Raw genomic sequence first — 15,367 nt, forward strand, 5'->3', positions numbered from 1 at the left:
TCTTCGCATGCAGATCCGTGACACCGCCGTCGCCAGCCCCGACAAGCCCGCCATCGTCATGTATCCGTCGGGAACGGTGGTGACATTCGGCGAGCTCGAGGCCAGGGCGAACCGCCTCGCGCATCTGTTCCGCAGGGCCGGGCTCGTCGAAGGCGATGCCGTCGCGATCCTGATGGAGAACAACGAGCACATGCACGCGGTCATGTGGGCCGCGCGCCGCTGCGGTCTGTACTACGTGCCCATCAACACGCACCTGACCGCCGCCGAGGCGGCCTACATCGTCGACAACAGCAGCGCCAAGGCGATCGTCGGATCTGGCAAGCTCACAGACACTCTCGCCGGGCTCGCCGCGGAACTGCCCAACGGGCTTCCGCCGGTTCTCCTCATCGCCGACGGGACTCTCGACGGATGGCAGAGCTACCCCGAATGTGTTGCGGATCAACCGGATACGCCCATCGACGACGAGATCGAGGGTGACCTGCTGCAGTACTCCTCGGGTACGACGGGCCGTCCCAAAGGCATCAAACGTGCACTGACACATCAGAAGCCGGCCGAGGTGCCCGGTCTGATGGCCGCGCTGGTGTCGTTCTGGATGCACCCGGAGGCCGTCTATCTGAGCCCCGCCCCGCTGTATCACACGGCGCCGTCGGTGTGGTCGATGCAGACCCAGGCCGGCGGAATCACGACGGTGGTGATGGAGAAGTTCGACGCCGAGGGTGCGCTCGACGCGATCGCCAAACACCGTGTCACACATGGTCAGTTCGTGCCGGTCATGTTCACCCGCATGCTCAAGCTCCCGGAAGACGTCCGCACCTCCTACGACGTGTCGAGCCTGGAGCGCGTCATGCACGCCGCCGCCCCGTGTCCCGTCGAGATCAAGAAGCAGATGATCGACTGGTGGGGCCCCATCGTCGACGAGTACTACGCCTCCTCCGAGGCACACGGCTCGACGCTGATCACCGCCGACGAGTGGCTGGCCCACCCCGGTTCGGTGGGGCGCCCGCTGGCCGGTGCCCTGCACATCGTCGGCGAGGACGGCAACGAACTGCCCCCCGGCGAGGCCGGCGAGATCTACTTCGAGGGCGGCTTCGACTTCGAGTACCTCAACGATCCCGACAAGACCGCCAAGTCCCGCAGCACCCACGGGTGGAAGACCGTCGGCGACATCGGCTACGTCGACGAGGAGGGTTACCTCTACCTCACCGACCGCAGGCACCACATGATCATCTCGGGCGGGGTGAACATCTACCCGCAGGAAGCCGAGAACATGCTCGTCACGCATCCGTTGGTGATGGACGCCGCGGTGTTCGGTGTGCCCGACGACGAGATGGGTCAGCGGGTGAAAGGTGTTGTCCAGACGGTCGACCCCGCCGACGCCACCCCGGAGTTCGGTGAGGAACTGATCGCGTGGCTGCGAGACCGGCTGGCGCACTACAAGTGCCCGCGGTCCATCTCGTTCGAGGCGCAACTGCCGCGCACCGACACGGGCAAGCTGTACAAGCAGGAGCTGATAAACAAGTACTCGTGAACGAGCTGGCCGGGGGAGTGCGGGTCGCCGTCGGGACACCGTCGGACGACGCATCCTTCACGCTGACCGAGGACGTCACCGACGATCCCCGCGCCGTCACCGTCACCTCGGTGCCCGACGCGCTTGCCGAGCTCACCGAGCGCTGCCGACGCTGGCCGCAGGCCGCGGCCGTCTGCGACGACGTCCTGCGCGCCGTCGACGTCAAGGGTTCGACGTTCGCGGGCGTCGTCACCGAATCGCTGGCCTACTCGACGCTTCAATCCGGTACCGAGTTCGCCGGCTGGCTGGCCGGCCGTGGACCGGCCGTCGTACCCGTCGTCCCGAATCCCGTTGTGGCAGAACGCGACGGAGACCGTCTCACGGTTCGCTTCAACCGGGCCGCGCGGCACAATGCGTTCTCGACCGACGCCCGCGCGGCGCTGCTGGAGGCCCTCGAGGTCGCCCGGTTGGACCCGTCGGTCACCGAAGTCGTCGTGGCGGGCAACGGCCCGTCGTTCTGCAGCGGCGGCGATCTGGCCGAGTTCGGCACGTTCGCAGACCCGGCCAGCGCGCACATCGCCCGGACCCGCCACAGTCCTGCTCTCGTGCTCGACGAGATCACCGCCCGGCTGGGCCGCGCCTGCCGCGCCGAGATCCACGGCCAGGTGCAGGGCAGCGGACTGGAGATGGCGGCCTACTGCGGTTGGGTGCGATGCCGTCCCGACGCGGTCCTCGGGCTACCGGAGCTCGCGCTCGGGCTGATACCGGGTGCTGGCGGGACGGTCAGCATCACCCGCCGCATCGGCCGTTGGCGCACTGCCTATCTCGTGTTGTCCGGCCGCTCGATCGACGCCGAGACCGCGCTGCGGTGGGGCCTGGTCGACGAGATCGGCTGATTGTCAGCGCTGCCGGGCAGGACGGATGATCAGCTCGTTGACGTCGACATCCGCGGGTTCGTTGATCGCATAGGAGATTCCGCGTGCGATCGCATCCGGCGAGATCGCGTCGGCCCGGTAGTCCTTCATCGCCGCGACCGCCGTCGGATCCGAGATCGTCTCGGCCAGTTCGGATTCGACGACTCCCGGGGACACCGTCGTCACGCGGATCGACGGGTCCGACTCCATCCGCAGCCCTTCGGTGATCGCCCAGGCGGCGTACTTGCTCGCGCAGTAGACCGCGCCCGTGGGCACCACCTCGTGCGCGCCGATCGACGCCACCGTGATGAAGTGGCCGCCGCCCTGGTGCTGGAAAACCGGGAGTGTGGCGGCGATGCCGTTGAGCAGCCCGCGCACGTTGACGTCGATCATCCGGTCCCACTCGTCGACCAGCAGAGCGTCGAGGCGTGACAGCGGCATCACGCCCGCGTTGTTGACGATGACGTCCACCCTGCCGTGCGCGGTGACCACGGCATCGACGAAGGCGGCGACATCCGCGCGGTCGGTCACGTCGAGACGCCGGGTCTGGATGCTGCCGCCCGCCTTCCCGACCCGGCCGGCGAGTTCCTGGAGGCGGTCCTCGCGGCGCGCGCCCGCGACGACGTGATGGCCGTCGGAGGCGAGTCGCTCGGCAACCGCCTCTCCGATTCCGCTGCTGGCTCCGGTGACGATGATGATCTTCGATTCACTCATGACCCCAGCCTGGGTGCCGGTGCGACGGACAACCAGGGTGCGATGCACCCTGTCAGCCCGGGAATGCCCGCCTACTGTGGATGGATGGCCGAACTCGGTGAGTACCTGAAGAGCCGGCGCGCGCTGCTGAGCCCGGCCGACGTCGGGCTGACGAGCACCGGGGTGCGCCGCGTGCCCGGCCTGCGGAGGGAAGAGGTGGCGCTACTCGCCGGGGTCAGCGTCGACTACTACGGGCGTCTGGAGCAGGGCCGCGAGCGGTCACCGTCGGTGCAGGTCCTCGAATCGCTCGCCGCGGCGCTGCGCCTCGACGACGACGGCCGCAGCCACCTTTTCGGGCTGGCGGGGCACACCCCGCGGGAGCCGCGGCAGCGGGTGCCCGACCGCGTCGATCCGGGCCTGCTGCGATTGATGGATGCGTGGCCCGACAATCCGGCGCTGGTCTACAACCGCGCGTACGACATCCTCGCCGCCAACCCGTTGGCCGCTGCGCTGTTCGGGGAGCTCGGCGCCGTGGGAAACCTGATGCTGCTGGTCTTCACCGATGCGCGCGCCCGAGATTTCTACGCCGACTGGGATGTCGTGGCGGCGGATTCCGTCGCGGGTTTCCGGATGGCGTACGGCGCCGCGCCCGACGACCCACGTGCCCGCGCCGTGCTGGGTGAGCTGCTTGCCGTCGACGAGTTCCGCGCCCTGTGGGAGCGGCGGGATGCCCGACGAAAATGCTTGGCGCGAAAGACGTTCCGTCACGGCGAGGTCGGTACGCTGACGCTGAACATGCAGACGTTCGACGTTCGGTCCGCACCCGGTCAGGAACTCATCGTCTACGACGCCGACCCGGGCACGCCGAGCGCCGACGCGCTGAAGTTACTGGGCAGTGTGGCCGCGACCAGCGGTCAGCCGGAACGCTTCAACGTCACCCGGTAGGTGTACTGCTCCGGCAGGAACTGGCTGACGGCCAGTTCGACCGGGTGGCCGCCCTCGTCGGAGTAGAGCCGATCCACGCGCAGCATCGGGTGACCGGTGGCGCAGCCCACCGCCGCGGCGGCGGCGTCATCTGCCCCGACAACCGTGATCGACTGTGCCGCTTCGGCGATCGGCCGCTCCAGATGCGGTTCCAGCAGTCCGATGACGGTGTGGGTACTGACGGCGCCGGTCATCAGAGACGGCGACGTCAGTACCGGCGCGGCGACCGCAGGCGGAAGGTGAAGCACGGTGTGCCCGAACGCGACACCGTCGTGCACCCGCCGGAACTCCACGGTGTAGACGACATCGCCGTCGAGGCGCAGCCGGCTGGCGGCCTCGATGTCGACTCGACGGCCCAACCCGCTCAGGACTTCCATCGTGGTGTCGTCGGACAGGCTCATCAGGTCTTCGATCGAGCCGAGTTGGCGCAGGTACCGCCGGCCGGGTTCGCCCGCGTAACTGCCACGCCCGGGAACCCGGTAGACCGCGCCCTCGGCGACGAGATCCTGGAATGCGCGTCGCACGGTCTGGCGGGACAACCCGTGGCGGGCCACCAGTTCCGACTCGGTGGGAAGCCGGGTCCCGTCCGGATACCGGCCGGCGGCGATCTCGTCGCGAAGCCGTTCGCGCAGAACCTGATACGCGGGCGGCATCAGATTCCGCCCCGGGCCACCAGCTGTCCGGCGATGACGTTGCGCTGGATCTCATTGGTGCCCTCGCCGACGATCATCAGCGGGGCGTCACGGAAGTAGCGCTCCACGTCGTACTCGGTCGAGTAGCCGTATCCGCCGTGGATCCGCACGGCATTCAACGCGATCTCCATGGCCACCTCGGAGGCGAAGAGTTTGGCCATCCCCGCCTCCATGTCGGCGCGCTCTCCGCTGTCGTACCGGTCGGCCGCGTGCAGCGTGAGTTGGCGCGCGGCAGTCAGTTTCGTCGCCATGTCGGCCAGGTAGTGGCCGACAGCCTGATGTTTCCAGATCGGTTGCCCGAAGCTCTCCCGATCCTGGGCGTAGGCCAGCGCATCCTCCAGCGCTGCCGATGCGACCCCGAGCGCTCGTGAGGCCACCTGAATACGGCCTGTCTCAAGGCCTTTCATCATCTGCGAGAAACCCTTGCCCGGTGCGTCGCCGAGAATCGCGGAGGCCGGTACCCGGCACTGGTCGAAGGACAGCTCGCACGACTCAACTCCCTTGTAGCCGAGCTTGGGCAGGTCGCGGGACACGGTCAGCCCGTCGGCCGGATTCTCGACGAGCACCACGGATATGCCGCTGTGCCGCGGTGTGGCGTCGGGATCGGTCTTGCACAGCAGCGCGATCAGACCCGACCGGCGGGCATTGGAGATCCACGTCTTGGCACCGCTGATCACGAGATCCTCGCCGGTGCGCCGGGCGATCGTGCCCATCGCCTGAAGGTCGGATCCGCCACCGGGTTCGGTCAGCGCCATCGTGGCGCGCAGTTCACCGGTCGCCATGGCGGGTAGATAGCGCTGTTTCTGGTCCTCGGTACCGAACAGCGCCAGAAGTTTCGCCACCACGGTGTGCCCGCCCATCGCACCCGCCAGGCTCATCCAGCCACGTGCGAGTTCCTGGGTGACCAGGACATAGCAGCGGGTGGAGACCGGGGCGCCGCCGTACTCCTCGGGGATGGCGAGCCCGTAGATACCGATGCGCTTCATCTGGTCGATCCACGCCTCCGGGTAGGTGTTGGCGTGTTCGACCTCGCGGACGGAGGGTTTGACGTCGCGGTCCACGAACGTGCGCACCGTTTCGACCAGCATGGTTTCTTCGCTGCTCAACCCGTCGACCACCGTCTACCTCCTGCATATGTACGGCCATATTGACACGGCATCAGACCTGGTGCCAGCATGCCAGCCGTGACTTTGTACGGCCAAATCCCCGGCGGACCTCATTTCGACGACCTGCACGTGGGCCAGGTTTTCGATTCGGCGCCGTCGATGACGTTGACCGCCGGCGTCGCGGCGGCGCACCAGGCCATCATCGGCGACCGTATGCGGCTGCCGCTGGATGCCGAACTCTCCTACGCCGTGACCGGCGCCCCGGGGGCGCTGGCCCACCCCGCGCTGGTGTGCGACGTCGCGATCGGCCAGTCGACGCTGGTGACCCAACGCGTCAAGGCCAACCTGTTCTACCGCGGCCTGACCTTCCACCGGTATCCCGTCATCGGCGACACCCTCTACACCCGCACCGAAATCGTTGGCCTGAAACAGAATTCGGCCAAACCAGGGCGTTCCGCCACGGGTCTGGCGGCGCTGCGGATGACGACGATCGACGGCGTCGGACGGCTCGTGCTGGATTTCTTCCGTTGTGCGATGCTGCCGCTCAGCAGCGACGATGTGCAGACGGGTCACAACGACGACCTGTCGGGCATCGGCACCGGGACCGATGTCGTAGCGGATCCGATCGCCGACTGGAATGCGGATGCCTACCGAGCCCGTGTCCCGGCGCCGCATTTCGACACAGGGCTGGCAGGAACAGTGCTCCGCAGTACGGCCGACGTGGTGAGCAGTGCTCCTGAACTGGCCCGGTTGAGTTTGAACATCGCTGCCACCCACCATGATTCGCGACTGGCCGGCCGGCGACTGGTCTACGGCGGTCACACCATCGGCTTGGCGCTCGCCCAGGCGTCGCGTCTGCTGCCCAACCTCGTGACGGTGCTGGGCTGGGAGTCGTGCGACCACACCGGACCGGTGTACGAGAACGACACTCTCTACAGCGACCTGACCGTCGAGGGCGCAGACGTACTCGGTGAGGGACGCGGCGGCGTGGTCCGGCTGCGGTCTGTCGTGTTCGCCGCAGGCGAGGACGGTGACCGGCAGGTTCTGGACTGGAAGTTCTCCGCTCTCCTGTTCTGAACCGTTGTCACCCACAATGGGGTGATGAGTCCTGTGCGTGTCCCCGCCGCCGTGCTGGAGCATGCGCGGGCAACCACGCAGACCATCGCGGCCCTGTCCGGAGCGGACATCGACGCCGACGAGGCGATCGGTGGCCGCGCCGCGCTGCTCGGACTTTCGCCCGCAGGCCGCGTGTCCGCGGGCGGCGCCACCCGGCTGATGGATGGTCCGGACGGGTGGTGCGCGCTGACCCTGTCGCGGCCCGACGACGTCGGCGCGGTCCCGGCGCTGCTGGAACGCGACAGTGTCGACGGGGAACTGTGGCCCGCGATCGAGGGATGCGTCCGCGATCTCGGGGTGACCACGTTCGCAGAGCGCGCCCGCCTGCTCGGGCTTCCTGTCGGAGTCCTCGGTGAAAGCAACGCCGCGCCGATGACTGTGCAGACTTGCGCAGAGGCCGCACCGGAAGTGCCGATCGCAGGGTTGCTTGTCGCGGACCTGTCGTCGATGTGGGCAGGCCCGTTGTGTGCCAGGGTCCTCGCGGACGCCGGCGCGACGGTGGTCAAGGTGGAGAGCGCAGCCCGCCCGGACGGCACCCGGCGGGGGCCTGCCGCGTTCTTCGATTGGATCAGCACCGGAAAGCTCTCGTATTGCGTGGATTTCGACGATTCAGCCGCCGTGAGCAGGCTCCTCGCCGCGGCGGATGTGGTCATCGAGTCGTCGCGTCCTGCCGCGCTGCAGCGACGGGGGCTCGGCCCGTCGGACGTGCCGGCGCGGCGCGGCCGCATCTGGGTCCGGATCACCGGGCACGGTACCGACGGTGAGCGCGCCGACTGGGTAGCCTTCGGCGACGATGCCGCCGTGGCCGGGGGACTGGTCGCTGGAAGCGTCGACGCACCACAGTTCTGCGGGGACGCGATCGCCGACCCGTTGACGGGACTCCACGCAGCCCGCGCCGTGCTCGAATCCCGCGGCCGTGGGGGTGGTGAGTTGATCGAGGTGTCCATGTCGGCGGTGGCCGCGGAGTACGCACGACTCGACCGCCGCGCCGAAAGAGACTGCACCGCAACTCCAGTGATCGCTGCACCCGCCGCTCCTCTGGGCGCGGACAACGGACTCGTCGACCGGATGGTGTCCGAACGGCTGGTCGCATCATGCTGATCCGCCGTGCGGTCCTGATCGACGGCACCGCCACCGACATCCGCGTCGAGGACCAGATCGTCGACGTGGCAACAGGTCTCGAAGCCCGACCGGGTGAGGTGGAGTTCGACGCCGCAGGTGGCACGGTGCTGCCCGGACTCAACGACCATCACATCCACCTGCGCGCTACTGCGGCGGCGCTGGATTCTGTCCGTGTCGGGCCCGGCGAGGTCCGTGACAGGGAAGGCCTGGCACGGGTTCTCGCCGCGGCCGTCCGCGGCGGCGACGGGTGGATTCGTGGGGTCGCCTACCACGATTCGGCGGCGGGACCATTGGACCGCGACGTACTCGACGCCGTGGCGCCCGAGATGCCTGTGCGCATCCAGCACCGCAGCGGGGTGCAATGGGTGTTGAACACGCCCGGGCTGATCCGGGTCGGGCTCGCCGAGCACCCCACCGGAATCCTGCGAAGCTCAGATCCCAGCTGGACACTTCCGCCGAATGAACCCGAGCTCGCCGAGTTGAGCGCACAGCTGTGCCGATACGGTGTCACCGGAGTCACCGATGCCACACCGGATCTCGATGCCGGCGACATCACCGACCTGCAGGCTCAGATGCGACAGACGGTGCGCTGCCTCGCGCCGGGCAAGCGAATCCTGCATGACGACGAACTCGATCTCGATGCGTTGACGCGCTGGGTCCGCCACACGCATTCCGTCGGTGTGCCAGTGGCGCTGCACTGCGTCACAGCGGCGCAACTCGTCGTCGCGCTGGAGGCGTTCCGGGCTGTCGGGCGTCATCCTCTCGACCGCATCGAACATGCGGCCGTTGTTCCCGACGGGATGATCGCCGATCTCGCCGCGAGCCGGATCCCGGTGATTACGCAGCCCAATTTCGTTGCAGAGCGCGGAGATCAGTACCTCGCCGACGTCCCCGAGGCCGAACACCACGAACTGTGGCGGCTGGCCACATTACTGAATGCGGGCATTCCCGTCGCCCTGTCGACCGACGCACCGTTCGGCGACGCCGACCCGTGGGCGGCGATGCGGGCCGCGGTGCACCGCCGCACACCGTCGGGCACCGTGCTCGGTCCCGGTGAATGTGTCACGGCGGCAACGGCGTTGACGATGTTCCTGGGCAATCGACCGGGTCATCCGCACCGCGTCGAGGCCGGCGGCGCCGGCGACCTGTGCATTCTGGCCACGCCACCTGCCGAGGCACTCGCCGAGCTCGACGCCGCGGCGGTCACCGGAACCGTCATCGCCGGTGAACTCGTCTACGAACGTTAAGCCGGCGAGCTCGCCGCCTCGGGTGGGGAAGGCGCGAAGGCTGACCGCAGCAGCGCGCACTGGCTGTTGAAGAACGACAGCGACACATCGGCTTTCGGAGCCACCCCGTCGAACCCGTGGAACGCTCCGTCGACGACCATCACCTCGCACGGCACCCCGGCCTCACGAAGCCTCTCGGCGTAAGCGAGGTCCTCGTCGTGGAACAGGTCGAGCGTCCCGACCCCGACCCACGCAGGCGGAAGGCCCGCCAGGTCCGCGCGGCGCGCAGGGACGGCGACATCGGGCTCGGCATCGCCGAGGTAGGCCTGCCAGCCGTACTTGTTGCTCGCCTGGTTCCACAACCGATGGCCGGGGTTGTCGAGATCCGTGCGCTCGACCGTGCGGTCGTCGATCATCGGGTAGACGAGAAGCTGTGCTGCCACCGGGATCTCACCGCGGTCTCGGGCCAGCAGCGCCAGCGCGGCAGCCAGTCCGCCGCCCGCGCTCGCGCCGCCGATCGCAACCCGGGCCGGGTCGACCGCGGGTAGCGCGGCCAACCAGCTCAGCGCCGAGTAGCAGTCCTCGACCGGCGCCGGGTACGGATGTTCGGGTGCGAGGCGGTAGTTGACCGACACCACCGTCGCGCCGAGTTCGCGGGCGAACCGACCGCACAGCACGTCGTCCTGTGCGGCGTCGCCGATGAGGTACCCGCCGCCGTGGATCCACAGCAGCGCAGGCCCGGGCGTCTGCAACCCGGTGGGCCGGTACAGCCGCACGCTGACGCCTGACGGCAAGGTGAGAACCTCGACGCCCTCGGGCGCCTTACGCCACATCAACCGCGAGAACGCGCGGAAGAACGGAAGCGTCACAGGGGTGATGATCTGCTTGGGGACCACCCGCGCAGCGCGTCGCAGTTCAGGGTGGAAGTCGATGCTCGGCACCGCACCAGTATGCGTGGACGGCGAGGCCGCCCGTCAGCGAAGCAGCGGATCGCGTGGCAGGCCGAGAATCCGCTCGGCGATCGTGTTGCGGGTGATCTCCGAGGTCCCCCCGGCGATGGTCATCGCGCGGTTGCCGAGATAGCTGCGTGTCAGTTGCGGTGTCTGCTCGACCACCGCGGCCGTCCCCGCCAGCTCGAAGGCCAGCTCGGTCAGGTGCTGGCCGGACTCGGCGACCAGCAGCTTGGTGACGTTGCCTTCGGGTCCGGGTTCGGCGCCCGCGATGGCGCGGGTGGCGCGACGCAAGTTGAGCAGCCGCAGCGTGTGGATCTCGGCGATCACCTCACCCGCCCGCCGGACGTACATCGCCGCGGTGTCGGGGGAGTTGTCGAGCAGCCTGATCAGGTGGTCGGGCGTGGTGCCCATGGGTGCCCCGGAGCCGCCGCCGATGGAGATCCGCTCGTTGCCCAGCGTCGCGCGCGCCACGAGCCAGCCCTTGTTGACGTCGCCGACGACGTCGGAGTCCGGCACGAAGACGTCGTCGAAGAACACCTCGTTGAAGTGGGAGTCGCCGGTGATGCCGCGTAGCGGATTGACGGTCACCCCTTCGGCGTTCATGTCGACAGCCATCATCGTCACGCCGGCATGCTTGGCGGCGTCCGGGTCGGTGCGGACCGTCGCCAGACCCCACTGACACATGTGCGCGAGGCTCGTCCACACCTTCTGGCCCGTCACCCGCCAGCCGCCGTCGACCTTCTTGGCCGACGTGCGCACCGCGGCGGCGTCCGATCCCGCCCCGGGTTCGGAGAACAGCTGGCACCACATCACCTGTCCCCGCAGGACCGGTTCGACCCAGCGTTCGCGCTGGTCGTCGGTGCCGGCCTGGGCGATGGTCAGCGCCACCCAACCGGTGATCCCCATGTCGGCGCGGTCGATGCCGGTGAACTCCTCTTCGATGACAAGCTGTTCGAGGACATTCGCACCGCGACCCCACGGCTTTGGCCAGTGCGGAACCAGGTAGCCGGAATCGACCAGGAAATCGCGCTGCTGATCGGCGGGCAGCGACCGCACGGTGGTGGCGGCTTCGCGTGCTTGGCTGCGAAACTCTTCGGATTCCGGCGGCAGCGTGAACGACGCGCCGTGTGCCTGACCGCTGCGCTGGCCGTCGACGACGTCGAGGAGCGAATCGACGCCGTCGGCGAGCAGCGCCGCCAGCGTGCGGGCTCTACGAAGGTAGAGATGCGAATCATGCTCCCAGGTGAAGCCGATTCCGCCGTGCAGCTGAATATTGTTCTGCGCGTTGAACACCTGAGCCCGGTTCGCCAGCGACGCGGCCACCGCGGCGGCGAACCATGCGCTGTCGAGGTCGTCCGACCGTGCCGCATCCCACGTGGCCGCGGTCGCGGTTTCGGCGTTGACCAGCATGTTGGCCGCGTGATGCTTGACCGCCTGGAAGGTCCCGATGGTGCGGCCGAACTGTTCACGCACCTTGGCGTAGTCGACCGCCATGTCCAGTGCCGCCCAGCTGACGCCGACGGCCTCGGCCGACGCGAGAATCCTGAAGACCGTCCTCGCATTTCGGGCGGCCCCGCGCAGGACGCGGTCGGCGGCGACGGATACGCCGTTCAGTGCGACCGAGCCGATGCTGCGCGTGGTGTCCAGACTTTCCAGGGGCCGCACCGCCACGCCGTCGGCGCGGGCGTCGACAATGACCACGTCATCGCCGGAAATGAGGACGACAACGTCGGCATCGGGCGCGCCGAGCACGGTCGGGCACTCTCCGGTGACGACCTGGTCGGACCCGACTGTCACGGTGCCTGACGTGCCGAGCGCAGCGACCGACTCGCCGTCCGCGAGGCTCGGAAGAAGTTCGGCCCGAACGGATTCCGGTGCACAGCGGTCGATCACCACCGCCGCCGACACGCTGGACAGGAACGGGCCGGGGGCGAGTTGGCGGCCGAGGCATTCGGTCACCACCGCCAGTTCTGCCAGGCCGAAGCCGGACCCGCCGTGCTCCTCGGCGATCGCCAGGCCCGTCCAGCCGAGTTCGGTTGCCGCCGACCAGATGTCGGCGGGGTGGGTAGATCCGCCGTCCAGTGTCGCCCTGGCTTTGGTCAGCGCGTGCAGCCGCTTGAGCTGGCCGGACACGGCCTCCGCGAGGTCCTGATGGTCGTCGGTGATGGCCAGATTCGACGTGCTCGCGGTTTTACTCACGGAATGCCTTCTACGTTGAAGTTGACGGATGTCAAAAGACGCTATCGCGGGCCTCTGTGTACGCCGGAGGTTGTGGGTCAGATCACAAATTGACTACTTCTGAAAATCGGTAGACACATTGGCCTCGATTGTCTGTTTGGCCGGTAGCGATCGGGGTACGCTTCGCGCCATGACGGAACGCCCGGATACGCGGTATCCCGGACCCACTTTGACCACTCGCGTTCAATGGTTGCTGAACGCGGGGTTTTCCGACTATTTGCTGGCCGCCAGCGTGGCCTCGGCATCTCTGCCGGTCATCGGGAAACACCTTGAGCCGCTGGGTGCATTGACCGCCGCGGGCGTCTGGGGTGCCCGCCACGCCCCCGACTTCGTCGGCTCGCTGGCCAAGTCGCTGGTGACACCCAACGACGCCGAGAAGAAGCAGCAGGAACGAGACTGCACGAACGCGGTCACCGAGGCCGCTCTCCGTGGCGTTGTCTCGCCCAACGATCTCGACATCGAGTGGCCCGCCGCCGACCGTGTGCCCCCGGTCTGGAAGATGCGCGAGCACCGTCGCAACGTGCTCAAGACGTCGGTGCGTTACGGCCCGCGCCCGACCCAACTGCTCGACGTGTGGCGTCGCGAAGACACCCCCGCCGACGCACCGGTGATGATCTTCGTCCCCGGCGGAGCCTGGGTGCACGGCGGCCGCGTGTTGCAGGGCTACGCACTGATGTCCCATCTGGCCGAGATGGGATGGGTCTGCCTGTCCGTCGAATACCGCGTCGCGCCGCACAACCCGTGGCCCGCGCACATCACCGACGTCAAGACCGCGATCGCGTGGGCGCGCGCCAACGTCGACAAGTTCGGCGGCGACCGTAACTTCGTCGCCATCGCCGGCACGTCCGCGGGTGGACATCTGGCGGCGCTCGCCGGACTGACCGCCAACGACCCCGAGATGCAGGGCGATCTTCCCGAAGGCTCTGACACCTCGGTCGACGCGGTCGTCGGCATCTACGGTCGCTACGACTGGGAGGACAAGTCGACGGTGGAGCGGGTCCGCTTCATGGACTTCCTCGAGCGCGTCGTCGTCAAGCGCAAGTTCGACAAGCACCCCGATGTGTACCGCAAGGCATCGCCCGTCGCGCGCATCCACTCCGAGGCGCCGCCGTTCCTCGTCATCCACGGCACCGGAGACAGCGTCATCCCGGTCGCGCAGGCCCAGGACTTCGTCGGGCGCCTGCGCAACGTGTCTCGTTCCGTCGTCGGCTACGTCGAGCTTCCCGGCGCAGGTCACGGGTTCGACATGACCGACGGTGCCCGCACCGGTGCGGCGTCGACGGCAATCGGCTTGTTCCTCAATCACATTCACCGAAACCGCAGTCTCATCGGGGCCAAAGAGGTTATATAGTCACCTCCAATCGGGAAGGTGGCGCGGTGAAGAGACTGCGTGGTTGGGATGCTGTGCTCCTGTACAGCGAAACCCCGGCCGTTCACATGCACACGTTGAAGCTCGCGGTGATCGAGCTCGACGGTCTGGGTGGTGCGACGTTCGGCGTAGAGGAGCTCCGCAAGGTAATCCACAGCAGGCTCTACAAGCTGGACCCGTTCCGCTTCGAACTGATCGACATCCCGTTCAAGTTCCATCACCCGATGTGGCGGGAGAACGCCGAAGTCGATCTCGACTACCACGTCCGGTCCGCCCGGGTCGCCGCCCCCGGTGGCCGTCGTGAACTGGACGAGAAAGTCGGCCGGATCGCGAGCACCCCTTTGGATCGCAGCCGCCCCCTGTGGGAGATGTATCTGATCGAGGGTCTGGCCGGCGGTCGCATCGCAGTGCTCGGCAAGATTCACCACGCCCTCGCCGACGGCGTCGCCTCGGCGAACCTGTTGGCGCGCGGCATGGATCTGCAGGACGGGCCGCAGGCCGACCGCGATTCGTATGCCACGGATCCCGCGCCGAAACGGGGCGAACTGGTGCGGTCGGCGTTCACCGACCATCTCCGTCAGATCGCGAAATTCCCTGGGGTGGTGCGTTATACGGCCGCCGGAGTCCGGCGCGTCCGTCAGAGCGAGAAGAAGCTGTCGCCCGAGCTGACCCGGCCGTTCACCCCGCCGCCGTCGTTCATCAACCACCAGATCGACGCGACGCGCCGGTTCGCCACCACGACGCTGGCGCTCGACGACGTGAAGACGACCGGCAAGCACCTCGGCGTCACCATCAATGACATGATCCTGGCCATGTCGGCGGGTGCCCTGCGAAAGTTGTTGCTGCGCTATGACGGTCACGCCGATCATCCGCTGCTGGCTTCTGTTCCGGTGAGCTTCGACTTTTCCCGCGACCGTATCTACGGCAACTATTTCACGGGCGTGCTCGTCAGTATTCCCGTCGAACTCGACGACCCGCTGGAGCGGGTCCGCGCCGCGCACGACGCCGCGGCCGCCGGCAAGGAGAGCAACACCCTGCTCGGCCCCGAGTTGGTGAGTCGGTGGTCGGCGTATTTCCCGCCCGGTCCCGCCGAAGCGATGTTCCGCTGGTTGGCGACCAAGGACGGCCAGAACAAGGTGTTGAATCTGCCGATCTCGAATGTGCCGGGCCCCAAGGAGCGCGCCCGCGTCGGCGGCGCACTCGTCACCGAGATCTACTCCGTCGGACCGCTTACCACGGGCAGCGGTATCAACATCACGGTGTGGAGCTACGTCGACCAGATCAACATCTCGGTACTGACCGACGGCAAGACCCTCGAAGACCCGCACGAGCTGACCGCGGCGATGACCGAGGAGTTCATCGAGATTCGCCGCGCCGCAGGGCTTTCCACGGAGCTCACGGTCGTCGAGACCGCAATGGCTAATTAGTCGGCTCGCCGACGTGGCCA

The 15,367-nt window shown here is 67.8% G+C and carries 13 protein-coding genes; 8 read left to right on the top strand and 5 right to left on the bottom strand.

The window, feature by feature from the left end; genetic code table 11:
• Positions 1–7: 7 nt before the first annotated feature.
• Positions 8–1,528: a fatty-acid--CoA ligase FadD4 gene (gene fadD4, locus P9A17_RS00340; protein WP_278036605.1), complete on the top strand. Its 1,521-nt coding sequence runs from the start codon at positions 8–10 to the stop codon at positions 1,526–1,528.
• Positions 1,525–2,403 (top strand): enoyl-CoA hydratase/isomerase family protein, encoded by an 879-nt coding sequence (locus P9A17_RS00345; RefSeq protein WP_278036606.1) that lies wholly within the window; start codon positions 1,525–1,527, stop codon positions 2,401–2,403. The genes fadD4 and P9A17_RS00345 overlap by 4 nt, the downstream gene beginning before the upstream one ends.
• A 3-nt stretch (positions 2,404–2,406) precedes the next feature.
• Here P9A17_RS00345 and P9A17_RS00350 read toward each other — a convergent pair whose 3' ends face one another.
• Positions 2,407–3,135 carry an SDR family oxidoreductase gene (locus P9A17_RS00350; protein ID WP_278036607.1) on the bottom strand — a complete coding sequence of 243 codons (729 nt, stop codon included), beginning with the start codon at positions 3,133–3,135 and terminating at the stop codon, positions 2,407–2,409.
• An 84-nt stretch (positions 3,136–3,219) separates the two neighbouring features.
• On the opposite strand from P9A17_RS00350, the gene P9A17_RS00355 reads away from it, so the two are divergent.
• Complete coding sequence (locus tag P9A17_RS00355) at positions 3,220–4,059, top strand: helix-turn-helix transcriptional regulator (protein WP_278036608.1); 840 nt, start codon at positions 3,220–3,222, stop codon at positions 4,057–4,059.
• Here P9A17_RS00355 and P9A17_RS00360 read toward each other — a convergent pair.
• A complete protein-coding gene (locus tag P9A17_RS00360) occupies positions 4,029–4,751 on the bottom strand; it encodes a GntR family transcriptional regulator (RefSeq protein WP_278036609.1) in 723 nt (240 codons plus the stop codon). The two genes, P9A17_RS00355 and P9A17_RS00360, sit on opposite strands and share 31 nt — an antisense overlap.
• The gene (locus P9A17_RS00365) at positions 4,751–5,908 is read right to left on the bottom strand and encodes an acyl-CoA dehydrogenase family protein (RefSeq protein ID WP_278036610.1); all 1,158 of its coding nucleotides are present in this window, start codon (positions 5,906–5,908) and stop codon (positions 4,751–4,753) included. The genes P9A17_RS00360 and P9A17_RS00365 overlap by 1 nt, the downstream gene beginning before the upstream one ends.
• Before the next feature lie 57 nt (positions 5,909–5,965).
• Between P9A17_RS00365 and P9A17_RS00370 the strand changes: the two genes are divergently transcribed.
• From P9A17_RS00370 to P9A17_RS00380, 3 genes are read left to right on the top strand one after another with little or no spacing between them, the layout of a single operon-like run.
• Entirely contained in the window at positions 5,966–6,973 is a 1,008-nt protein-coding gene (locus P9A17_RS00370) for a MaoC family dehydratase (protein ID WP_278036611.1), read from the top strand.
• A gap of 24 nt (positions 6,974–6,997) precedes the next feature.
• Positions 6,998–8,113: a CoA transferase gene (locus P9A17_RS00375; RefSeq protein ID WP_278036612.1), complete on the top strand. Its 1,116-nt coding sequence runs from the start codon at positions 6,998–7,000 to the stop codon at positions 8,111–8,113.
• A complete protein-coding gene (locus tag P9A17_RS00380; RefSeq protein ID WP_278036613.1) occupies positions 8,107–9,381 on the top strand; it encodes an amidohydrolase family protein in 1,275 nt (424 codons plus the stop codon). Before P9A17_RS00375 ends, P9A17_RS00380 begins: the two co-directional genes overlap by 7 nt.
• Here the strand turns inward: P9A17_RS00380 and P9A17_RS00385 are convergent.
• Complete coding sequence (locus P9A17_RS00385; RefSeq protein ID WP_278036614.1) at positions 9,378–10,301, bottom strand: alpha/beta hydrolase; 924 nt, start codon at positions 10,299–10,301, stop codon at positions 9,378–9,380. The genes P9A17_RS00380 and P9A17_RS00385 overlap by 4 nt on opposite strands.
• A gap of 33 nt (positions 10,302–10,334) precedes the next feature.
• A complete protein-coding gene (locus P9A17_RS00390) occupies positions 10,335–12,512 on the bottom strand; it encodes an acyl-CoA dehydrogenase (protein WP_278036615.1) in 2,178 nt (725 codons plus the stop codon).
• A gap of 169 nt (positions 12,513–12,681) precedes the next feature.
• On the opposite strand from P9A17_RS00390, the gene P9A17_RS00395 reads away from it, so the two are divergent.
• Together P9A17_RS00395 and P9A17_RS00400 are read left to right on the top strand one after the other, a co-directional pair.
• On the top strand, positions 12,682–13,902 hold the full coding sequence (locus P9A17_RS00395) for an alpha/beta hydrolase (RefSeq protein ID WP_278036616.1): 1,221 nt from the start codon (positions 12,682–12,684) through the stop codon (positions 13,900–13,902).
• A 26-nt stretch (positions 13,903–13,928) separates the two neighbouring features.
• Entirely contained in the window at positions 13,929–15,347 is a 1,419-nt protein-coding gene (locus P9A17_RS00400; RefSeq protein ID WP_278036617.1) for a wax ester/triacylglycerol synthase family O-acyltransferase, read from the top strand.
• Positions 15,348–15,367: the final 20 nt, after the last annotated feature.

The organism is Mycobacterium sp. 236(2023), from assembly GCF_029623955.1.
Lineage (GTDB): Bacteria > Actinomycetota > Actinomycetes > Mycobacteriales > Mycobacteriaceae > Mycobacterium.

Excerpts from the sequence above, each read along its gene's own strand:
- fadD4 (WP_278036605.1), top strand. The coding sequence starts at position 8 with ATGCAGATCCGTGACACCGCCGTCGCCAGCCCCGACAAGCCCGCCATC.
- P9A17_RS00350 (WP_278036607.1), bottom strand. The coding sequence starts at position 3,135 with ATGAGTGAATCGAAGATCATCATCGTCACCGGAGCCAGCAGCGGAATC.
- P9A17_RS00355 (WP_278036608.1), top strand. The coding sequence starts at position 3,220 with ATGGCCGAACTCGGTGAGTACCTGAAGAGCCGGCGCGCGCTGCTGAGC.
- P9A17_RS00360 (WP_278036609.1), bottom strand. The coding sequence starts at position 4,751 with ATGCCGCCCGCGTATCAGGTTCTGCGCGAACGGCTTCGCGACGAGATC.
- P9A17_RS00370 (WP_278036611.1), top strand. The coding sequence starts at position 5,966 with ATGCCAGCCGTGACTTTGTACGGCCAAATCCCCGGCGGACCTCATTTC.
- P9A17_RS00375 (WP_278036612.1), top strand. The coding sequence starts at position 6,998 with ATGAGTCCTGTGCGTGTCCCCGCCGCCGTGCTGGAGCATGCGCGGGCA.
- P9A17_RS00380 (WP_278036613.1), top strand. The coding sequence starts at position 8,107 with ATGCTGATCCGCCGTGCGGTCCTGATCGACGGCACCGCCACCGACATC.
- P9A17_RS00395 (WP_278036616.1), top strand. The coding sequence starts at position 12,682 with ATGACGGAACGCCCGGATACGCGGTATCCCGGACCCACTTTGACCACT.